Origin of the sequence: Pantoea sp. M_10 (assembly GCF_008631515.1) — a bacterium.
GTDB classification, from domain to species: Bacteria; Pseudomonadota; Gammaproteobacteria; order Enterobacterales; family Enterobacteriaceae; genus Pantoea; species Pantoea anthophila.
In genome coordinates, this window is record NZ_VWUL01000009.1 from 137,976 (window position 1) to 156,928 (window position 18,953).

Consider the following 18,953-nt stretch of genomic DNA (forward strand, 5'->3'; position numbering starts at 1 on the left):
CAACCTCCCCTGAAATAGATTTATTTTAAAAAAAAAGATGTCTAAGCGCGGACAGTTTTGGGGAGCGTAAGCAATCCTGCCTGCTAATGCGCAAAAGGTGAGGTATGCTCTGGGTGAGTGTTGAACGCGGCTGTCAGCGATCGGGGTGTCGGGGATAACGTTGATCGGCATCATGCCACCCCCGCCCTTAAATCAGCATCATTATCAGCGGCGTTTAACGCGCTTGTTTTCGATAGATTCGATCACAACGAATGCCAGCATAAGGGCGGGGATTTTTGAAGTCCGTTATTTTAGCGGTCAATTTCTGCCATTCGCTACGGCAAAACTTAAAGGCTGAGTTTATCCGGGAGGGGTAAGGATTTACGTCAGCATTTATTTGATCGGTGATAACGGGCTGTGCTGTTATACCAGCAACTGTGAACCGCTGGTACCGTAGTTGACGCGGAAGTCAGCAGCGTATGCGGCGACAGCATCTTTTCCCCACAAGGCACCCATAATGACGCATACGGCCGGGCCAATGACGCCGCCCAGAACCGCACCACAGAGCTGAGCAATAGGTCCGAATACAGCACTGCGGCTTGCACTTCCACCGACCGTGACACCGGTTGCCAGACCTTCGATAAAGCCCCAGATAGCCCCTTCAAGCGCCCCTTCAATGGTAGAGACAAATTCACCACCGCTTACGGTTTCAATTTCACACAGAGTTAAATCACGCATATTTCAATTCCTTTTAATGTATTTTCGGTTAGTTAAAGCATCTTTACTGCTGTTATACCCGCGTTATGAAGCTGATGCCTTTTAAAAGCGCCACTGCATTACGCTGAGTTCTTTACCTCCAGGCTGACACCTTAAGCGACTAATGCTACATGGACGAAAAGAGGGCCTGTTAAATAATACCATTTACCATACTGCGGAAATCCTTCCGCCTATGCCTGCAGCGGGAAACGTTGCCTGACTGAAAATCGTGGTGAATTGAATCATCTTTAAAACTGTACCCCGGCTCACTGAGTTTTATCGGGCTGGCCTGACGATGAATAACGGAAAAATCTTCTCTCTGTAATAAGCTGTTTTGCGGAATGTAACAATATATTTTTTTATGCATAAATAAAGTTTTTTCTGATGGCTGGAATCACTTATTTGTCCTCATTTTGCATCATTTGTTTTTTATTTTTACATTTTATCAGTGAGTCGACTCATCGTCGTCTGGCTAAAATGGCTGCCTGTTCATCTGAGTAGTTGTCTGATATCAGGAGTTTTATTTAGTGTTTAATTTTCTTTTTCCTGTATCAATAATTTATAACCGCTATCATCCGCGAGTAAATCGTAGTATTGAGCATAATAAATACGCCAAGGTCTCTTTTTTAAACAGGGCGCCGTCAGGTTATAGGATCAGCCGTCTTGTCGGTCCCTTATGAGTATCACCGGAAAAAAGGGAGAATGGCATCTGTTAACTGAAGAGCTTCACGGATTCAGTCAGATTTAATCCGATGTTCTGTGAATTCATCGGTGTAATAGAAAAATCAGCGCCTCATGCATGATGACTTATTACAGATGTGCTGAAATTCTCTGGCAGGCCAGCCCCCAGGGCGCGCGGAACGTTCTGTCTGCCACCTTCTGCCGAAGATCGCGATTGGTGGCGGCGATCAATCTTACATCCACCGGGATCAGCCTGTTTCCCCCGACACGCTCGAACTCCTGCTCCAGTAAAATATACAGCAGCTTCTCTTTCAGGCTCTTAATCTGCTGACAGGCGAGCGCATTATCTACCGCAATCGCAATGCGCTCAGCAATCTGCTGCAACACCCGCAGATTGGCTGCAGTAAAACTGTTGAACTGGCACTGAACCAGTTTCAGCACCCCCCAGCGTTTTAGGGTAAAACCCAGTGGCAGGATAGTGAGGGTTTTGCTCTGATCGCGCCAGGACTCTTGAAAAAGGGAACGCTCATGATCTTCTGGCTCCTCGTTCGGGCCAACATGTGTCAGCAGCATCTCTCCACTTGTCATTACCTGCTGAGCTGCAGAGCCGGCCAGCAGCATGCGCGACTGTTCACGCTGAGCCACCTGAGGCTGAAGATAATGGGTCACATAAACACTGGCCTGCTTACTCTCTTTATCCGCCTCACAGAGCACAATACCTTTCGCGTTGATCATCTTCTATTGTTGGGGCTATTTTACAATTTCGACAGTAGACTCAGGTTTAGTTAAGAAAATTATAATCTGGCTGAGTAGTGGTATTTATCTACGCCATCAATGAGTGGCTCTTGGCCATCACGAACTGAAAGTGACAATGAAGGTTCAATTTCAGCAAATGAATGGTTATAAAAGATGATCAAACAACGATGGATTTGAATGTTTATAATGGTAAATTCGATGGAGTAATTTCAACTCCAGCTATCAGGAATTTCATTCGAGCAACACCAAAAATTACTGATTACTTCTTATTGAAAGGATACAAACAACCCTTTAGAAATTCGGGCGTTGGATATGTCTATGAAATTATTATGGGTAAAAATATTTATTTGCAGTTATTGACGTAAAGTTAGAAGGGGAAAACCTGGTATTAACTGACAAAACAGAAGGAGGCAGTGAATTTCTTCCTAAAGAAATCACCCTTCTAAAAAGGTCGGATGAGGCATCTGGCGAACGTCTTAATGCACACTCCTCGGATAGAGTTAAGCAAAAAAATTGAACAGTTCAGCAAGGCTCGATAACGAGCAAGAGAATGATGAGGTTACAGGATGCAGATTCGAAGAGCTGTGTTTCAGTTTCACTGAGTTTGGCGTTCTTACATGCAATTGTGAAGTTAAAGAAAAAATGTGGGGGGACAAAAAGGGGGGAATTAATTTGCAGAACAAAAAAGCCACCCTGAAAGGTGGCTCTAATCTGCTGATTTCACAGCTAAAAATTGGTGGCCCCTGCTGGGTTTGAACCAGCGACCAAGCGATTATGAGAAAGTTGAATACCAACGTAAAAACAATAACTTGCGTTGTTTAACAATGACATAGGTTGCCAATGATTGCCAATCATTTGCCAACCTTGACCATCTCTGCCGCCATTTTGTCGCCACTTTTGGCTAGCGGGTTTAGCTTTGCGGCTTCTTCTAAATGGTCGGGTGCAAAGTGGGCATATCGCATAGTCATTTTGATATCCGTATGGCCCAAGACTCGTTGTAACACCAAGAGGTTTCCCCCGTTCATCATAAAGTGACTTGCAAACGTATGGCGTAAAACATGCGTAAGCTGCCCGGCTGGCAACTCAATTTCTGTTCTTTCAAGAGCTGACCGAAAGGCGCCATAACAATCAGCGAATAATCGACCAGTTTTTTTTTCAGGAATTATTTTATAAATTGCATCTGTAATAGGGACAGTCCGGTTCTTTCTACCTTTGGTTTTTATATATGTAATTTTGTTTTTTGTTACCTGGCTTCTTTTCAATTCTTCAGCTTCTGACCATCTTGCGCCAGTAGCAAGGCAAATTTTTACAACGGTTTCTAAGTCTGCCTGATCACTGTTGCGGCATTCTGATAGCAGGTGTTCTATCTGAGAATGTGTCAACCAAGCCATTTCGCTTTCTTCAGTTCGAAAGGGACGAATGTGTCGTAAAGGGTTTTCACCTGTCCACTCTCCGAGCCTGCCGAGTTCATTAAATACGGCACGGAAGTATGCCAGCTCTAAATTTAGCGTGCGGGGAGAAACTTCCTTAACGCGATTTGAACGAGCAAAGTCACCTTTGAGGCGTCGCTCTCTGTAGCGTGAAAACATTTGAGCATCAAAATCAACTGCAAGCGGCTCGCCCATGCACTCAAATGCATGAGTCATTGTAAGCTTTCTCTTTTCGCCGTCTTTGAGGGTGATGCCGTGAGCGCTATACCAGGAGGTGATAAGGTCTTTCAGTGTGCGGCGATCTGCTTGTTCCTCATTCCAGGGCTGTTGAGTAGTATGCTGTTCAAATGCTAACGCTTCACCTTTAGTCGCAAACTTTTTGCGGATACGCTTGCCATCTCGCCCGTTAGGGTAGACCTCGCTTATCCAGCCACCTTGAGAAAGTTTGCGCACGGTCATTAGTTCACCTCGCTGTACACGCCAATTACGCGGCCAAAAGGCTTGATATCATCAATGCCGCACTCAAACGTGATTTTTCCGCCTGCGACATGAATTTTTCTTCCTGGCAGAACGGTTATCTCTCTAAGGCTGATTGAGCTTTCGATATCTACAATCCAGAGGCCATCAGCTAAAGAAGCCTCTTGTTCAACAATGTAGCTTTTTCCTTCATTCCTGACGCAGACCGCGCTCTTAAGCGGCTTACCAAATAAGTCCTGATCAATACTTAGATTGCTAACTTTAGTTAGTTTTCCCTCGCTTAATGTAAATAACTCCAGCCTCACAGATTTATCTGGTTCGCTTCCAGTGGGATTCACCGCCCCTTCACCAGTCATAAGCCACTTAAGATCAGCACCAGTTTCTAAAGCGCAGTGCACGGCAAAGTCGTAAGACACATTGCCACGTGTATAGCGGTTTTGAAGAGAGCTGGCGGCGATTTGGAAGTGGTTAGCTAGCTGAACTTTTTGAGTGAAACCGTAAACCTCACAAATCCTATTTAGTAACGCTTCGTTATTAAAATTAGAATTAAGCATTAAAATTGGTATTCCTATGTTGCGCGATACTAAAATTAGCATTAGTATCGCTATGAATTAGGCAATTGATGGCAAACGTCGGCAAAACTTTGGCAATCAATGGCAGAAACATACAAAAGAGGAATGATGCAATATGGCTTCTGAAATCGCAATCTTCAAAGTTCCGGCCCCTATCGTTACAACTGAGCAATTTGCTGAGCTGGAAGGCGTGTCCCTTCGTACTGTTTATCGTTGGACAACTGGCGACAACCCGCGCTTACCAATTGAAGCTCGCTCTATCCGCAAAGGATGCAAAAGAGCTGGCGGGCCTATTCGCATTTATTACGCTCGCTGGAAAGAAGAACAGCTGCGTAAAGCGTTCGGCCATTCCCGTTTTCAGCTCATTATTGGCGGCTAATTCACATTAAGTGAATAGGGAGATTCGCACATGTTTGATTTTAAGACTTCCACCCATAACCACTATGACGACGCCTGCCGCAAGTTTGCTCTGACACACAGCATGGCTGAGCTGGCGCAACATGCAGGCATGAAAGCACAGACCCTGCGCAACAAGCTAAACCCGGATCAAGTTCATCAGCTGACTGTTCCAGAACTGCTGTTGCTTACCGATTTGACCGAAGACGCAACGCTGATAGACGGCGCGCTGGCTCAACTGCACTGCCTACCCTGCGTCCCGATAAACGAGCTGGCAAAAGATAAGTTTCCGGCCTACGTGCTGAAGGCTACCGCTGAAGTTGGAAGCATGGCCGCCAGCGCTGCAAACCCGGAGCGGATAACTGCAACATGCCGCCGCAGTATTATGGAAGCCGCAAATACCGGCATTCGCTGCATGATGCTGGCCGCACTGGCCGTACAGACACGCGTTCACTCTAACCCAACCTTAGCCTCAACCGTTGACGTTATAAGCGGGCTGGGTGCTTCGATTGGCATCAGTTGAGGGCGCACGATGATTTCATTTGCGGCACACCTCAAGCGACAGAGTCCGTCAATGTCCTACGGGAATGGCTGGATTATGGGCGAGAACGGCAGGCGCTGGCATCCGGTATTAAGCCAGCAGGTACAGGAAAAAGAGCAAAGAGGTAAATCATGGCTATCGAGGGCAATTCAATGCTGGTTGAGCTTACTGCCGGTCAGAGAGTTTCGGCGCTGAATCACGTAGCATTAATTCGCGCGCAGCTGATGGGCGGCAACTGTGAAAAAGATATGGCTCGTTTTTTCTCTGAAATGCGCGATGTTAAAGACAGTAATTACCGGGACAACAAGCGCGCACTGAGCGCAATTCTTTTCCTGGCTAACATCGGTAAAGACAGGCACGAAGCTGATTTTAGTGAACTGACTACTGATGAACGAAAGGCGCTTATTTGTGCAATGAATCATCTAAAAGCAGTCGTGAGTTTATTTCCAAAGCGAATGACCCTTTCTAACTAAATAACCCGATGCAAATAAATGGCGTTAACCCGCCGGGCATTCTTTTGCCAAAATTCAGGAGAAAGAAACATGCGAAATATCCAGACCCGTAATTATAAAGCTGATGACGAAGCGCTTAGCGCCATGCTGAATAAGGCTAAAACTGAGCAGCGTTCTGATGATGCGCTATCGGTTTCTATCCGCCTGGCCGCACTGGCAATTCATGCCCGCCAACAAGAATTGTCTGCAGTGGAGATTATCGAACTGCTGGACAAAGAGGCAGAGCGCTTTGAGGACCAGGCACAGGAGCTGCACTAATGGCTGACTCAATGGACATGGCGCAGGCCCGCGCCGACGAGCTGCTGGCGCGCAACATCGCCAGCGTAGTAAATCGCCCGGTCAGCGTAGCGGCTTCTTTCTGTGAAGACTGCGACGCGCCAATCCCGGAGAAGCGTCGCCGTGCCATTCATGGCGTGACTCGCTGCGTTGAATGTCAGGAACTGAAGGAAAATTCCAATGCTTTCAATTAATGAAACTCACGATATTTCCGTCGCTAAAAACGGAGATTATGTTTTAAGCCGTATGGTATGGCGAATCGCAGAAGGAAAGCGTACACGGGTGACCGAGGTAATCGCTATTTATAAATCCGAAGTTATGTTAACTCGCGATCTTATTGGTGATTGCGTAGGCATTGCTGACTACAAAAAAGAAATAAGCGACTTAGATCAGTTGTCAGATATATATGGTCGCTTGCTAATTGGCTGTCAGGAGATTTTTGCTGTTCTTTCCCCACTTCGCGAGCAAAGAATAACCGAATATAAAATTCGTATGCGTCAGGAAGAAAAGCGCGCAAAGGCATCCAAAGGTGGTGCTATATGAGCACGATCCTGAAATGGGCGGGCAACAAGTCCCGAGTAATGCCGGAACTGCTGACGCGCCTGCCTGAAGGTGATCGCCTGGTCGAACCCTTCGCCGGTTCATGCGCAGTAATGATGAACACCGATTACCCGGCCTACCTGATTGCGGATATAAATCCCGATCTCATCAATCTCTATCGCCAGATAAAAGAGCATACCCGCCCGTTTATCATTATTGCGGCCAGCCTCTTTATTCAGAACAGAACCGGCGAAAGTTATTACGCTGTGCGTGAAGCATTTAATCATGATCCGTCGCTGCCTCTTCTGGAGCGCGCCGCTTATTTCCTGTACCTGAACCGCAATGGCTATCGCGGTCTTTGCCGCTATAACAAGCGTGGTGAATTTAACATCCCGTTTGGTAACTACGCAGAGCCATATTTCCCACTGGCTGAGATAGAAGCATTCGCGAAGAAAGCGCAGCGCGCGACGTTCATCTGCGCTGACTTTCGCGAAACGCTGCGCCTGACCAAAGCTGGCGATGTGGTGTATTGCGATCCGCCTTATGACGGTACGTTCGCGGAATATCACTCTGCAGGTTTTGACAAAGATGAGCATCACGATCTGGTCAGCATGTTGCTTGACGTCTCGGAGCGCTGCCCGGTTGTGGTTTCTAATAGCGACACTCTCTACACCCGCAGCATTCTTCGCGCTTTCGATATCACCGGTATTAGCGTAGCCCGCTCGGTTGGCGTTGCTGCAGGTAAAAGCAAGCGCGCAACAGAAATCATCGCCGTGCGCAATCCTGTTGCACGGTCTGCAGAACAGCTGGCGGCTCAATGATTCAGGAATACGCTTACCCGTGGAATGCTCCACGGGAAGCCATCGCCAGCCCGTACCCCACCTATGAGGAAATGCACAGCCGCAGTCAGATGATTGCGGCTTTAGTGCGTGCGCAGGAACTACTCGAAAAGCAGCCGACGCTGATTCAGATCGACGTAAAGCGCCGGGTCAGTGAGCTGGAAAAAACACAGGGTATTGATCGTGCCAATGCGTACTTAACGAAAACTTTCGTTGAGCGCACATTGCCACGCGTTGAAACCGTTAACGCTCAATATCGCCTCGGTGAAATGAGTCACGGCACGTTTAACCTGCTGGCAGGCAATGCCACTAAACAGGCAGGTGCGGCCAGCGCGGGCGGCACTCTTTGGGAACTGATGCGCCGCTTTAACCGCCTGCCGGATATGGCTCGCGCCGACGTCGATTTGCTTGCCGGAGATGTTGCTAATTTCATCCTCGCCGAGCTGGTACAGGCACACGAGCAGGCCAGCGATGAGTCAGATTACAAATACACGCACCGCGTTTACATGACCGCCGCCACCATCACTCATGAGCTGAGCCAGACGCCGCCATTATGGGATAAAGTCACGTCACGACTGTTTGACCCGGAGGAAGTTACCCCGGCGATCATGCGTATGCAGACGGAAAAATGGTGGAAGGGCCGACTGCGCCGCGTGGCTGCATCATGGCGTGAACATCTTCAAATCGCCCTGGCTAACGTCAGCAAAAAGCACACCCCCTACGCCAGCAGCATGACCGTTTCAGAGTGGCGCGAGCAAAAGCGCCGCACCCGTGAATTTCTGAAAGGAATGGAGCTGGAAGACGAGGAAGGCAACCGCATCAGCCTGATCGAGAAATACGACGGCAGTGTGGCCAACCCGGCGATCCGCCGCTGCGAGCTGATGACCCGCATTCGTGGCTTCGAAAACATCTGCAATGAAATGGGCTTTATAGGCGAGTTCTACACGCTGACCGCCCCGGCGCGCTATCACGCCACAATCAAAACCGGGCATCGTAACCGCAAATGGAACGGTGCCAGCCCGGCCGATACGCAACGTTATCTCTGCAGCGTCTGGCAGAAAATCCGCGCCAAGCTGCACCGCGAAGAAATCCGCATCTTCGGGATCCGCGTTGCTGAGCCTCATCATGATGCGACCCCACACTGGCACATGCTTATGTTTATGCGCCCTGAACAGGCTGAGCGCGTGCGCGAAATTATGCGCGATTACGCCTGGCAGGAAGATAGCAGCGAGCTGACGACAGACAAGGCCCGCAAGGCGCGTTTTCACGCCGAGGCTATCGACCCGGAGAAAGGCAGCGCAACGGGTTACGTTGCTAAATACATTTCCAAAAATATTGATGGTTATGCACTGGACGGCGAGACAGACGACGAGAGCGGAAAAGATCTGAAAGAAACAGCCTCGGCCGTTTCTGCCTGGGCGGCACGCTGGCACATCCGGCAGTTTCAGTTTGTGGGCGGTGCGCCGGTCACGGTTTACCGCGAGCTGCGCCGCATGGCAGACAGCGAAACCGCGCACGGCCTGAGCGTTGAGTTTGCGGCCGCGCATGACGCCGCCGACGCAGGAGACTGGGCCGGATACGTTAACGCGCAGGGCGGGCCGTTCGTACGCCGCGACGATCTGGCTGTGCGCACCTGGTATCAGGCAAGCGAAGACGTGAATGAGTACGGCGAGGAAACCGTGCGTATCAAGGGTGTTTACGCAACCGAAGTTGGTGACGATACGCCAATTTTAACCCGTCTGATGCAATGGAAGATTGTTCCGAAACGTGCCGTTGATTTGGCTTTTGAATTTCAGGACGCGTCCGCGTCCTCTCGGAGTTCTGTCAATAACTGTACGGGAGGTTTGAGATCTGAGGATTCAAATCCACCGGAAAGTTTCGAAAAAATCGACCTGGACGGCATGAGCAGGAAGGAGCGGCGTCAGCTTTTAAGCCGGATAAGAGCGCAGAAGCCAGAAAAGCGGCATCTGAAGCTGAGGAGGTCTGACAAAATCGAAGCTGCGTGCGACAGCGTAATAGCCCAGGTGAAAGATTTAAGTGGTGAAACCATCAGTCGCGGGCTGGCCGTGCGTCTGATTAGCGGCACGCAGACTAAAATCGCCGGTCAAATGTTCCGCAGCCTACCTAATGGAGAACTGGCCCGCCCAATACTGGAGCCGAAGAGGACTTTTGTATTAGAACGATTCAACCGTTTAGCAGAAAAGCACCGTACAAAAAGCGAATAATGTTGCGCTGAAGTTGGAAAATCTTAAGTAGCTGGCATTCACATCACTAAGTTTACTGGCAAGCTTAGTTTTATGATGAGTCGAGAATAAAAATGTTCCTTATCAGCTAGATAAAAAATTAAATTGGCTGGGACATTTTTCTTCCTCAACCTGTAAATGCTGTGCTACTGTATAAATAGACAGTGTTTTTAGTGGGGAGGGCACATGGATAACGGTTTAAAAGAGCGAGTAATGCTTGAGCGGGTAGAGTTGATTGCGCGGCTTACTTCTGAAGGGATCTGTAGGGAGCAGGATAGAGTGATCGCTTTAAATCTCATCGCTGAATTGGCACGTAACACTTCAATGGCTAATCAACAGTTTTCGGTCGTATTTTCGGCTGTGCCGATTGATAAATAAAATCGAGGCAGAGAAATGATGCGTATTGAAATCATGCTCGATAAGAATCAGAAAATCAGCCAGTCGGTGGTAGATGCTTTCCGGGAAGAAGTGCATAAACGTGTAACTGCGCTGTTTCCTGATGCAGTAGTACAGGTGCGGCAGGGTAGTTACACCAAAATTGAAATGCCTGGTGTAAAAGTTGATGAAGACCGTCGCAGGCTGAATGATTTACTTCAGAACGTCTGGGAAGATGACAGCTGGCTGCATTGATAATCGGGCTGATGCCAAAATCTTGATTTTGGCGGCAGCACGGTTGAACAACGAGCATTGCGAGGCGTTAGCAAATGGCCGGAAAAGACACTAATTATCAGATCGTTTATCGTGGGGATTACCTTGAGTATTTCCATTCCGGCGGCTGGGTATTCTTTCAGCGTCCAAAAGAGGCTGGCGGAGGATTCTGGCTCGGCAGGACTTACGATTTTGTTTTTATGTTCGAGTTACCGCGCCCTGTTTCACTTCGTGAAGGCATCATTTACATGCAGCAGTTGAACTATGGAAGCGCTGCTAACTCCGATTATTCGGGTTCTGTAACCCGTAAATGAGCCATGCATGCATAACGTGCATGGATTCGCATTAATTTCTGAAGCACTGAAACACCCTGCAGCGCCAGTAATGGCGGTGTTTTGCGAGGTACATGCAACTGCATTAAAAGCGATGCACAAAGCGGGCAGGCGTGGCGGGGATAGCATTGCGCGCTGAGGGTGCAAACATGTATGCCGCAGCGTGCGTCAGCGCCTCGCTGTGCGGTTTTATGGTTCCATGTCACCCCGAGCCGGTTGCGACAAACCATCGCCTCAGAGGCGCTTATACTCACGTGTGCTGCATGTCATCAATGCGCGGTTGAGTGGTGTCATAAAGTGATACCATAAAAGGCTTGCAGTGGTGTCACTTTGTGATACTATAAGCCCATGAACAAACGACACCAGAAAACGCTGTCAGATGTGTTCGCCCGGCCGGTTAGCGGTTCGATAAAGTGGAGTGATATTGAATCTCTTTTTATCGCTCTCGGTGCGGAGGTTCACGAAAGGGAAGGTTCAAGGATTGCGGTACTGCTGAAAGGGCAAAAGAAAATCTTTCACAGGCCGCACCCCAGACCAACCACTGACAAGGGGGCGGTTAACTCCATCCGGGTATGGCTCGATAGCTTAGGAATCAGACCATGAACAATACACTTAAAATCGACGGCCATCTGGCCGTCATCACCTTTGACCCTGAGATCGAAATGTTTCGCGGGGAGTTTGTCGGCCTGAACGGCGGCGCTGATTTCTACGCTTACAGCGTCGAAGAGCTGAAAAAAGAGGGTTCAACATCACTGGCGGTTTTTCTCGACGAATGCCGCAAGGATGATATCGAGCCGTATAAAACATTCAGCGGCAAGGTGACTACCCGCCTGACGCCAGAAAGGCATCAGGCGCTGGCCGTAACTGCTCAGGCGCATGGTGTTTCAATCAATGAACTGCTCAATGAAGGCGTTGATCTCGTAATTGAAAAACACTCATGATTAGTTTAGTAAAACGGCCCAAGCGGGCCGTTTTTTTATACTCTAAAGAACAGGGGGTGAATATAGAACTTCTTATTGTAATCACTTATATCTAAGTTGGTTTTATCAAATGAGGAAAATATTATCAGAGAATCAGTCTTCTTTATGCCTATCAGGCCAATTGTAAACCACACATCTAATAAAGAGTTAAAGTCTGTTGCAACTCTATCATCAAAGGTATCATCATCATGATGAGATTTTGACATCAAAAACTCTTGAATCTCACTGATTTTTTCAGTGATATCGGATTTGTAAAACTCTTGCTTATCTAATAATGCTAAGCTATCTGTATAATCTGTGATGTGCTTGAATCTACTAAGCCATTCTTTGTTTATTGCGGTTTTCCGTGAGGCGTAATATTTTTCCTCAGCCTCTAATATATAATCCTCATTCATAGAGGTTGAACCATCACCCTGATTTAAACAATAATTAACAAAGTCTATGGCATCACGTGGGCGAAGCATGGTTCTTTCAACTATGTACTCTGAAGCTTCTGTGTCTTTTACCTTGAAATTAAAAATATCCGAGAATGTTACATTCGTTTTACCTGCGTATTTATGTTTTATAAGGTAATTGATGCGCCTGTCTAATATTTCAAAAATCTCTTTCCTTTTCCATTCAATTGGAATTATAAGCGATCTATCTTTTTCTTCTTGCCGAAGATTGGTTTTATAAATGCCCATTAAAATATCAGTTCTGATCGAAATTAACACTTTCACTGAGCGCAAATCAATTAACTCTTTAAATGCATCTAACAATGCATTTATGAAGTCATAGCGAATGCTGCTGCTACTGAGCCATGACTTATCTAAATCATCAATGCTGATAATAATTCTGTTCTGACCTTCATCTGCAGTTTCTTCAGTGATTATCTTTATAAGTTCTTTCTGCTTCCTGAGTAACTCGCTGCTGACATATCGAGCTGTTTCAGTTTGTATCTTCTGAGCTACTTCATCAACCATTTTACCGGAGGCTTTTGCTAATCCGTTTCCAATCGATCCGTTCAGTTCATGCTGCATTTTTTCAGTTATTTCTGAGACTATTTTATCATTGAAAAAGTTGCCGCTATATTTAGAAACGTATTCTTGAGCTAGTTCAAGATTGTATCTTTTCTTTTTGCTGGTGACTAATGTTTGCATTTTCTCAAAAAACGATTTATTGCTAACAAAAGTCATTTCTATAACTTTAACAATAAGGACATGAATCCAAAGAGACTTATAAAAAACTCTTAAATCGATATTGTTATTTAAAAGCTGAGAGATAAATACATTATTATTAATATGTTCAAAAACCGTTGATTCGGCCTCTATTACGGCATGCTTTTTGACTATAGGATCTTGGGCTAACTTTTTAAGTATTGCTGTTTTTCCTGAACCTGTCCTTCCTACAATAATTCGCTTCGTGAAATCAACGTCCTTATTAAATTTCTTTAAGGTTTCATAAACATTTGATTCTAAAAAACACTCTTCTAAAAATGTATCAGACTCTGCATCCAGACTACCGATCTGATCGCTGTTTTTGAAAACAAAATTAGCCATGAGGCATCCTTAACTCAAATATATCTTCTTTTTTTGGTGCATAAATCAATAGCAGGTCGAGAAAGCAATGGCAACATTTCCTTTACAGTGGTTCCAAAATTACAGATGCGTAATTTCATCTTGCTTTACCTCAATAAAAATAAAACCCTTAAAAATCAATGCAATTTGACTTTTTAGGGTTTTGGCAAGTATTTCACTTACTTAAATGCGGTGTAATTATCCAGATAAGGTTAAGTAAGTTGGTAAGGTTTGAATGTAACCACTTCATCACCTATCCATGCATTTACTTCTTTCATCCGCTCCTGCAGCGGTGTCAGTTCGTTACGCACAAACACCTGAGACGCTTTCACCGCGTCGCCGAACCCGCCGGAGTTATCCGGGATAATCCCCATCATCTGCGGCGGCACGCGGTGCGCGCTTAACAGGTCGTCGCGGCTGGCCTTCTTGATGTTAAAGAAATCGTCTTTCGTAGCCACTTCACTGAGCGGCAGGATCTTAATGCCATCCGGCTTACCGTTCGGCGCGTACATAAACAGATTGCGGAAGTTACCCAGCCCTTTCGTGTCGCGCATCGCCTGTCGCATCCGGTCAACGTCGCTGCTGCTCTGCGCCGCGTCGGTCATATACAGGATGTAACCGGCGTGCGCGCCGTTCTGATAATACTTGCGGCGGAACAGCGTTGCCGCCTCATTCAGCCAGGCGGAGTTAAGCGCGCTGAGATATTCCGGCAGGCCGTAAAGCTCCTGATTGATATCCGGCTCCAGCAGGTGAAACACGCTGCCAGCCGAAAATTCGTGCGGCTCTTTCCAGTCGTTAACAAACCAGTAAACGCCGTCCTTCACGCCCCTGCGGGTAAATTTGGCCGGGGTGGTTTCAAGGCGCAGCGGCTTACCCAGGCCATTGCGGCGCAGCTCGGCAAAGGCATTGCCGAAGACCAGATAATCCAGCGCAAATTTGCTGAACTCCTGCTGGCTCATCATCGGGTGCGGATTAAACGTTGATGCCAGAATGTTGCGCTTTACGTAAATCGGCGAGCTGTGATGCACAGCCGAGCGCAGGCTCTTAGCCAGCCCGCTAAAGCTGACCGGCGGCTCAAACCAGCGCCCGTTACCGATGCACTCGGCGTAATCCAGAATATCGCGCTTATCCATGACCGGCGTCGGATCGCCAAAGGTAAACGCCTCGGCGTGCTGCTGCGGTGCGGTTGCCTGTACAGGCTGCGCGGTGGCGGTGTGAGCCTTGCGGCCTCTGCGTTTTCTCATCAGTAAAATTCCAGAATTGAGGGATTAGCGCCGCCGCTGGCTGCGGTAAGCGGTTCGTTTAACAGTGCGTGCATGATTGCCCAGGCGACGTCAGCATGGCTGGCTTCTTCGCTGCGGCTCGCCTCGTAGGTTGAGCGGTTGCCGCTGGCCGTCATGGTTTTACGGATTGCCATAAACGACTGCGTGATGTCCGTTGCCCCGGCGTCATACTCAAGCCGCCCGCTGCTGATGGTGTCTTTCGCCTTCAGCACCATTGCGGTTTTCACTTCCGGTGAGTATTTGATTTCGCGCGCGGCCGGGTAAAACTGGCGTACCAGCTGGAAAACACCCTGGCCGATGCCGGTGGCATCCACGCCGATATATTCCACGGTGTATTTTTTCGTTAAGTCCTCGATAGATTTCGCCTGCGCGGCAAAGTCCATGCCCCGCCACTGGTGACGCTCCAGCACGCGGAACTTACCGCCCGCAACGAGCGGCGGCGCGATTACCGCACAGCCTGCGCTGTCGCCGGTGTGCGACGGGTCATACCCGATCCAGACCGGCCGGTATGCAAACGGGCGCGGCAGGTACGGGTTAAAATCTTCCCACTCTTCCAGGCTGTCGATCATGCAGCTCTGCAGCTCGGTAAACGGGAACACGCTCGCCTCATCATCGACAAAATCACACATCAGCAGGTTCTGATATTCCGCCGGGCTGTATTCAAGCTGCAGTTGCTCAATGTCGAACAGGTTGCAGCCGCCGGTCAGCGCATCCTCAACCGTCACGATCTGCCGCCACTGCCCGTCACCGCACAGCGCGCCTTTCGCCAGGTGTGAATGCGACAGGTCTATCTCGATGCGATCATCTCTGTTGCGCCGCCCCTTGTTAAACAGCTCGCCTGACCAGAACGGATAGGCGCTGTGTGAAAGAGCCGACGGCGTGGAAAAATAGGTCGTGCGCCATTTCTTGTGCAGCGACATGCCGCTGGCAACCTTGCGCAGCTCCTGGAATTTCGGGATCCAGAAATATTCGTCCAGGTACAGGTTGCCGGTGTAGCTCTGCGCGGTACGCACGTTCGTACCGAGAAATATCAGGCGCGCGCCGTTCGGCAGCACGATGGGATCGCCTTTCAGGTCAACGTCAGCCTGGCGGGCGAAGTCGAGGATATAGTTTTTAAAGACGTGGGCCTGCGCCTTGCTGGCCGAAAGAAAAATCTGGTTGCGCCCGGTGGTCAGCGCATCGATCAGCGCCTCACGGGCAAAGTAGAACGTTGCGCCAATCTGGCGCGACTTCAGGATATTGCGGATGCGGTGAGTCAGCCCGGCGCGGTGCCAGTTGAGCTGATACTCAAAGCAGTTATCCATAAACACGCCGGTCAGCTTGTCGATCTGCTCGTCGCTGAACTCGTTTTTAACTACCGGCTGGCGCTCACCTTTATTGCGGTTGCGCACGTTGAGGTTTAAGTCGGCCTCGTTGCCGCTGCTGCGGTAGCGCTCAACGCGGGCAAGACGCTCAATCTGACGGCCGAGCGCGTCTATTTCTTTGTAATCACCATTCCCCTTTACCTCTTTCATGATGAGCTGAATCAGCCGGGCTTCCATGCTGGATTCAACGCGACTGATGGGCGCGACGTTGTCCCACGCGTCGCGCAGCTTCCAGCTCTGCACGGTTGGCGTTTTCTGTCCGAGCGTCTCCGCAATCTGGCGCACGGAATAACCCTGCCAGTAAAGCAGCGCGGCCTGGCGGCGCGGATCGCTGATGATGGTTGTCGGTGTCATGTTCATACCGGCAAGGCTACCGGTGCCGAAAATGGCGCGCCTGCTGTCCCTGTTTGCTGATGCATCAGCGGGCTGGCATTCGTTGAGGGATTGTGTGGCGACGGGGAAACTGGCCCCGAACCGACCCAACACCTGACCGGAGCCTGATTAATGGCAGCAATCAAAGCAAAGCGTTTTCGTATCGCAGTTGAAGGCGCAACTACCGACGGCCGTGTCATTTCCCGCGACTGGATTTCGCAGATGGCGAAAAACTACAGCCCGGAAATGTACGGCGCACGCATCAACATGGAGCACATTCGGGGCTATGCCGCTGACAGCACCTTCCGCCGCTTTGGCGACGTGACCGCCGTCGAGGCTGAAGAAATCGGCGACGGCCCGCTCAAGGGCAAGCTGGCGCTGTTCGGCTGGATTGATCCGACGCCTGAGCTGGTCGAGCTGACCAAAGCGCGCCAGAAAATCTACACCTCTATTGAAGTTAACCCTGAGTTCGCCGAAACGGGCGAGGCGTATCTGGTCGGCCTGGCCGTGACTGATGACCCGGCAAGCCTCGGCACTGAGATTCTGAGCTTCAGCGCCATGGCCAAAGTTAATCCGCTGGCGTCCCGCAAGCTGGACAAAGGCAACCTCTTTACCGCCGCCGAAGAAACCGTGATCGAGTTTGAAGAGGTGGCCGATGTGGCTCCAAAGCTGCTGGAGCGTATTGCAGCCATGTTTTCGGCCAAAAAGAAAACCGATGGCGAGCAGTTCGCCGACGTCAGCGCGGCAGTAACGGCCGTCGCCGAGCAGGTGCAGCTGAACTCGGAGAGCCAGACGCAGGAGCTGTCGGCGCTGGAGCAATCCGTCACCGCACGTCTGGAGGCTATCGAGCAGCAGGCCGGGGAAGACCGCGCCGCTTTCGCTGCGCTGCAGGGCCAGCTTTCGCAGACCGACGGCAGCTTTACCCGCCGCCCGGCGGCAACCGGCAGCGATCCGAAGTCCGGCGTGCAGACCGACTGCTAATCAGGCGTTGCCTGAACGTTAAAACCCAACACAGAGATAAACAGGAACGCCAATGCGCAAGAATACACGCTTTAAGTTTAACCAGTTCATGACCCGCCTCGCCGAGCTGAACGGCGTCGAAACCGAAGACATGAACAAAAAGTTTACCGTTGAGCCGTCGGTCACGCAGACCCTGATGAGCCGCGTGCAGGAGTCTTCCGACTTTATGACCCGCGTCAACATCGTGCCGGTGTCCGAAATGAAGGGCGAAAAAATCGGGATCGGCGTGTCCGGTTCGATTGCCAGCACGACCGACACGGCAGGCGGCGACGAGCGCGAAACCGCTGACTTTGCCGCGCTGGATAAGCAGGGTTATGAGTGTGTGCAGGTCAACTATGACTTTCATATCCGCTATAACACGCTCGACCTGTGGGCGCGTTATGAAGATTTTCAGGCCCGCCTGCGTGACGCCATCGTGAAGCGCCAGGCGCTTGACCGCATCATGATCGGCTTCAACGGCGTGACCCGCGCCAAAACCTCGAACCGCACCAAGTTCCCGATGCTGCAGGACGTGGCGGTAGGCTGGCTGCAGAAGTATCGCAATGATGCACCGGCGCGCGTGATGAGCAAAATCACCGAGGAAGACGGCACCGTCGTCTCTGAAAAAATCCGCGTCGGCAAAAACGGCGATTACGCCAACCTCGACGCGCTGGTGATGGATGCCACCAACACCCTGATCGAGGCGTGGTATCAGGAAGACCCGGAGCTGGTTGTGATCTGCGGCCGCCAGCTGCTGGCTGACAAATATTTCCCGATCGTCAATCAGTCGCAGGCCAACACCGAGCAGCTGGCAGCCGACCTCATCGTCAGCCAGAAACGCATCGGCAACCTGCCAGCTATCCGCGTGCCGTACTTCCCTGCTAACGCGCTGATGATCACCCGTCTGGATAACCTGTCAATTTACTTTCAGGAAGGCACGCACCGCCGCCTGATTGACGAAGCGCCGAAGCGCGACCGCATCGAAAACTATGAGTCAATCAACGAGGACTACGTGATCGAGGATTACGCGGCCGGTTGCCTGGTTGAAAACATCGAAGTCGGTGAGTTCGCTGCACCTGCAGCCACAACGCAGGAAGCAGCGGCAGGGCAGGAAGCAGCGGCAGGGCAGGAAGCAGCGGCAGAAAACGACGGCGCTGCCGGCACCGAAAAAACGGAGGCGTAACGCATGTTAAGCCCTGCCCGACGTCACCGCATGCGCCAGCAGGCTATCGAAGCCTCGCAGATCGCCGACAACCCGCTGCGCCACGCCAGCGGCTATGAGCAGATGCTCATCAAGCTCAACGACGACAAGCGCCGCCTGAAGAAAGTGCACTCTAACGAGCGCAAGGCGGAAATGAAGCGTCAGCTGCTGCCTGAGTACCTGCCGTGGGTGTCCGGCGTGCTGGAGAAAGGCAAAGGCG

Annotated in this window: 25 protein-coding genes; 18 read left to right on the forward strand and 7 right to left on the reverse strand. The window is 50.0% G+C overall.

What is annotated here, in order from left to right:
- Positions 1-402: 402 nt before the first annotated feature.
- Entirely contained in the window at positions 403-717 is a 315-nt protein-coding gene (locus F3I47_RS20000) for a hypothetical protein (protein WP_009087309.1), read from the reverse strand.
- Positions 718-1,545: 828 nt separating this feature from the next.
- On the reverse strand, positions 1,546-2,151 hold the full coding sequence (locus F3I47_RS20005; RefSeq protein ID WP_150030219.1) for a sigma 54-interacting transcriptional regulator: 606 nt from the start codon (positions 2,149-2,151) through the stop codon (positions 1,546-1,548).
- A 161-nt stretch (positions 2,152-2,312) separates the two neighbouring features.
- Between F3I47_RS20005 and F3I47_RS20010 the strand changes: the two genes are divergently transcribed.
- Positions 2,313-2,537, forward strand: a complete 225-nt coding sequence (locus F3I47_RS20010) for a hypothetical protein (protein WP_150030218.1) — start codon at positions 2,313-2,315, stop codon at positions 2,535-2,537.
- Positions 2,538-3,023: 486 nt separating this feature from the next.
- On the opposite strand, the gene F3I47_RS20015 is transcribed toward F3I47_RS20010, so the two are convergent.
- Positions 3,024-4,061, reverse strand: a complete 1,038-nt coding sequence (locus F3I47_RS20015; RefSeq protein WP_122889576.1) for a tyrosine-type recombinase/integrase — start codon at positions 4,059-4,061, stop codon at positions 3,024-3,026.
- The gene (locus tag F3I47_RS20020) at positions 4,061-4,633 is read right to left on the reverse strand and encodes a phage repressor protein CI (RefSeq protein WP_150030217.1); all 573 of its coding nucleotides are present in this window, start codon (positions 4,631-4,633) and stop codon (positions 4,061-4,063) included. Before F3I47_RS20020 ends, F3I47_RS20015 begins: the two co-directional genes overlap by 1 nt.
- 133 nt (positions 4,634-4,766) lie before the next feature.
- On the opposite strand from F3I47_RS20020, the gene F3I47_RS20025 reads away from it, so the two are divergent.
- The 14 genes from F3I47_RS20025 to F3I47_RS20095 all read left to right on the forward strand — a co-directional run bounded on the left by F3I47_RS20025 (position 4,767) and on the right by F3I47_RS20095 (position 11,919).
- Positions 4,767-5,030, forward strand: a complete 264-nt coding sequence (locus tag F3I47_RS20025; RefSeq protein ID WP_010256626.1) for a hypothetical protein — start codon at positions 4,767-4,769, stop codon at positions 5,028-5,030.
- Positions 5,031-5,060: 30 nt separating this feature from the next.
- Positions 5,061-5,570 carry a phage regulatory CII family protein gene (locus tag F3I47_RS20030; protein ID WP_150030216.1) on the forward strand — a complete coding sequence of 170 codons (510 nt, stop codon included), beginning with the start codon at positions 5,061-5,063 and terminating at the stop codon, positions 5,568-5,570.
- A 9-nt stretch (positions 5,571-5,579) separates the two neighbouring features.
- Positions 5,580-5,783: a phage filamentation protein Fil family protein gene (locus F3I47_RS20035; RefSeq protein WP_122889578.1), complete on the forward strand. Its 204-nt coding sequence runs from the start codon at positions 5,580-5,582 to the stop codon at positions 5,781-5,783.
- Complete coding sequence (locus F3I47_RS20040; RefSeq protein ID WP_150030215.1) at positions 5,720-6,061, forward strand: DUF5347 family protein; 342 nt, start codon at positions 5,720-5,722, stop codon at positions 6,059-6,061. Before F3I47_RS20035 ends, F3I47_RS20040 begins: the two co-directional genes overlap by 64 nt.
- A 69-nt stretch (positions 6,062-6,130) precedes the next feature.
- Positions 6,131-6,358, forward strand: coding sequence for a DUF2732 family protein (locus F3I47_RS20045; RefSeq protein WP_150030214.1), 228 nt, complete (start codon positions 6,131-6,133; stop codon positions 6,356-6,358).
- Positions 6,358-6,570, forward strand: coding sequence for a TraR/DksA family transcriptional regulator (locus tag F3I47_RS20050; protein WP_122889581.1), 213 nt, complete (start codon positions 6,358-6,360; stop codon positions 6,568-6,570). The genes F3I47_RS20045 and F3I47_RS20050 overlap by 1 nt, the downstream gene beginning before the upstream one ends.
- On the forward strand, positions 6,557-6,919 hold the full coding sequence (locus F3I47_RS20055; RefSeq protein WP_150030213.1) for a DUF5405 family protein: 363 nt from the start codon (positions 6,557-6,559) through the stop codon (positions 6,917-6,919). Before F3I47_RS20050 ends, F3I47_RS20055 begins: the two co-directional genes overlap by 14 nt.
- On the forward strand, positions 6,916-7,737 hold the full coding sequence (locus F3I47_RS20060; RefSeq protein WP_150030212.1) for a DNA adenine methylase: 822 nt from the start codon (positions 6,916-6,918) through the stop codon (positions 7,735-7,737). Before F3I47_RS20055 ends, F3I47_RS20060 begins: the two co-directional genes overlap by 4 nt.
- Entirely contained in the window at positions 7,734-9,980 is a 2,247-nt protein-coding gene (locus tag F3I47_RS20065) for a replication endonuclease (protein ID WP_150042094.1), read from the forward strand. Before F3I47_RS20060 ends, F3I47_RS20065 begins: the two co-directional genes overlap by 4 nt.
- A 204-nt stretch (positions 9,981-10,184) precedes the next feature.
- Positions 10,185-10,376, forward strand: coding sequence for a hypothetical protein (locus tag F3I47_RS20070; RefSeq protein WP_010256650.1), 192 nt, complete (start codon positions 10,185-10,187; stop codon positions 10,374-10,376).
- A gap of 15 nt (positions 10,377-10,391) precedes the next feature.
- The gene (locus F3I47_RS20075; RefSeq protein ID WP_223812774.1) at positions 10,392-10,628 is read left to right on the forward strand and encodes a DinI family protein; all 237 of its coding nucleotides are present in this window, start codon (positions 10,392-10,394) and stop codon (positions 10,626-10,628) included.
- Positions 10,629-10,702: 74 nt separating this feature from the next.
- Positions 10,703-10,960, forward strand: coding sequence for a hypothetical protein (locus tag F3I47_RS20080; protein WP_150030210.1), 258 nt, complete (start codon positions 10,703-10,705; stop codon positions 10,958-10,960).
- A 366-nt stretch (positions 10,961-11,326) separates the two neighbouring features.
- Complete coding sequence (locus F3I47_RS20090) at positions 11,327-11,581, forward strand: type II toxin-antitoxin system HicA family toxin (protein ID WP_029519675.1); 255 nt, start codon at positions 11,327-11,329, stop codon at positions 11,579-11,581.
- The gene (locus F3I47_RS20095; RefSeq protein WP_150030209.1) at positions 11,578-11,919 is read left to right on the forward strand and encodes a type II toxin-antitoxin system HicB family antitoxin; all 342 of its coding nucleotides are present in this window, start codon (positions 11,578-11,580) and stop codon (positions 11,917-11,919) included. The genes F3I47_RS20090 and F3I47_RS20095 overlap by 4 nt, the downstream gene beginning before the upstream one ends.
- 35 nt (positions 11,920-11,954) lie before the next feature.
- On the opposite strand, the gene F3I47_RS20100 is transcribed toward F3I47_RS20095, so the two are convergent.
- The 3 genes from F3I47_RS20100 to F3I47_RS20110 all read right to left on the reverse strand — a co-directional run bounded on the left by F3I47_RS20100 (position 11,955) and on the right by F3I47_RS20110 (position 16,521).
- Positions 11,955-13,496 (reverse strand): P-loop ATPase, Sll1717 family, encoded by a 1,542-nt coding sequence (locus tag F3I47_RS20100; protein ID WP_150030208.1) that lies wholly within the window; start codon positions 13,494-13,496, stop codon positions 11,955-11,957.
- Positions 13,497-13,726: 230 nt separating this feature from the next.
- Complete coding sequence (locus tag F3I47_RS20105; protein ID WP_150030207.1) at positions 13,727-14,758, reverse strand: phage portal protein; 1,032 nt, start codon at positions 14,756-14,758, stop codon at positions 13,727-13,729.
- A complete protein-coding gene (locus tag F3I47_RS20110; RefSeq protein ID WP_150042096.1) occupies positions 14,758-16,521 on the reverse strand; it encodes a terminase ATPase subunit family protein in 1,764 nt (587 codons plus the stop codon). Before F3I47_RS20110 ends, F3I47_RS20105 begins: the two co-directional genes overlap by 1 nt.
- A 144-nt stretch (positions 16,522-16,665) precedes the next feature.
- Between F3I47_RS20110 and F3I47_RS20115 the strand changes: the two genes are divergently transcribed.
- The 3 genes from F3I47_RS20115 to gpM form a co-directional block, all read left to right on the forward strand.
- Positions 16,666-17,514 (forward strand): GPO family capsid scaffolding protein, encoded by an 849-nt coding sequence (locus F3I47_RS20115; protein ID WP_150042098.1) that lies wholly within the window; start codon positions 16,666-16,668, stop codon positions 17,512-17,514.
- Between the two features lie 52 nt (positions 17,515-17,566).
- The gene (locus F3I47_RS20120; RefSeq protein ID WP_150029885.1) at positions 17,567-18,715 is read left to right on the forward strand and encodes a phage major capsid protein, P2 family; all 1,149 of its coding nucleotides are present in this window, start codon (positions 17,567-17,569) and stop codon (positions 18,713-18,715) included.
- Positions 18,716-18,718: 3 nt separating this feature from the next.
- Positions 18,719-18,953 (forward strand): phage terminase small subunit (gene gpM / locus F3I47_RS20125; protein WP_255474559.1); only part of this gene is annotated, 235 nt, incomplete at its 3' end.

Coding starts and splice junctions, on each gene's coding strand:
- F3I47_RS20065 (WP_150042094.1), top strand. CDS start 7,734: ATGATTCAGGAATACGCTTACCCGTGGAATGCTCCACGGGAAGCCATC.
- F3I47_RS20120 (WP_150029885.1), top strand. CDS start 17,567: ATGCGCAAGAATACACGCTTTAAGTTTAACCAGTTCATGACCCGCCTC.
- F3I47_RS20015 (WP_122889576.1), bottom strand. CDS start 4,061: ATGACCGTGCGCAAACTTTCTCAAGGTGGCTGGATAAGCGAGGTCTAC.
- F3I47_RS20070 (WP_010256650.1), top strand. CDS start 10,185: ATGGATAACGGTTTAAAAGAGCGAGTAATGCTTGAGCGGGTAGAGTTG.
- F3I47_RS20010 (WP_150030218.1), top strand. CDS start 2,313: ATGGTTATAAAAGATGATCAAACAACGATGGATTTGAATGTTTATAAT.
- F3I47_RS20110 (WP_150042096.1), bottom strand. CDS start 16,521: ATGAACATGACACCGACAACCATCATCAGCGATCCGCGCCGCCAGGCC.
- F3I47_RS20030 (WP_150030216.1), top strand. CDS start 5,061: ATGTTTGATTTTAAGACTTCCACCCATAACCACTATGACGACGCCTGC.
- F3I47_RS20040 (WP_150030215.1), top strand. CDS start 5,720: ATGGCTATCGAGGGCAATTCAATGCTGGTTGAGCTTACTGCCGGTCAG.
- F3I47_RS20095 (WP_150030209.1), top strand. CDS start 11,578: ATGAACAATACACTTAAAATCGACGGCCATCTGGCCGTCATCACCTTT.
- F3I47_RS20005 (WP_150030219.1), bottom strand. CDS start 2,151: ATGATCAACGCGAAAGGTATTGTGCTCTGTGAGGCGGATAAAGAGAGT.
- F3I47_RS20115 (WP_150042098.1), top strand. CDS start 16,666: ATGGCAGCAATCAAAGCAAAGCGTTTTCGTATCGCAGTTGAAGGCGCA.
- F3I47_RS20020 (WP_150030217.1), bottom strand. CDS start 4,633: ATGCTTAATTCTAATTTTAATAACGAAGCGTTACTAAATAGGATTTGT.
- F3I47_RS20075 (WP_223812774.1), top strand. CDS start 10,392: ATGATGCGTATTGAAATCATGCTCGATAAGAATCAGAAAATCAGCCAG.
- F3I47_RS20035 (WP_122889578.1), top strand. CDS start 5,580: ATGATTTCATTTGCGGCACACCTCAAGCGACAGAGTCCGTCAATGTCC.
- F3I47_RS20055 (WP_150030213.1), top strand. CDS start 6,557: ATGCTTTCAATTAATGAAACTCACGATATTTCCGTCGCTAAAAACGGA.
- F3I47_RS20060 (WP_150030212.1), top strand. CDS start 6,916: ATGAGCACGATCCTGAAATGGGCGGGCAACAAGTCCCGAGTAATGCCG.
- F3I47_RS20045 (WP_150030214.1), top strand. CDS start 6,131: ATGCGAAATATCCAGACCCGTAATTATAAAGCTGATGACGAAGCGCTT.
- F3I47_RS20080 (WP_150030210.1), top strand. CDS start 10,703: ATGGCCGGAAAAGACACTAATTATCAGATCGTTTATCGTGGGGATTAC.
- F3I47_RS20000 (WP_009087309.1), bottom strand. CDS start 717: ATGCGTGATTTAACTCTGTGTGAAATTGAAACCGTAAGCGGTGGTGAA.
- F3I47_RS20025 (WP_010256626.1), top strand. CDS start 4,767: ATGGCTTCTGAAATCGCAATCTTCAAAGTTCCGGCCCCTATCGTTACA.
- F3I47_RS20090 (WP_029519675.1), top strand. CDS start 11,327: ATGAACAAACGACACCAGAAAACGCTGTCAGATGTGTTCGCCCGGCCG.
- F3I47_RS20100 (WP_150030208.1), bottom strand. CDS start 13,496: ATGGCTAATTTTGTTTTCAAAAACAGCGATCAGATCGGTAGTCTGGAT.
- F3I47_RS20050 (WP_122889581.1), top strand. CDS start 6,358: ATGGCTGACTCAATGGACATGGCGCAGGCCCGCGCCGACGAGCTGCTG.
- F3I47_RS20105 (WP_150030207.1), bottom strand. CDS start 14,758: ATGAGAAAACGCAGAGGCCGCAAGGCTCACACCGCCACCGCGCAGCCT.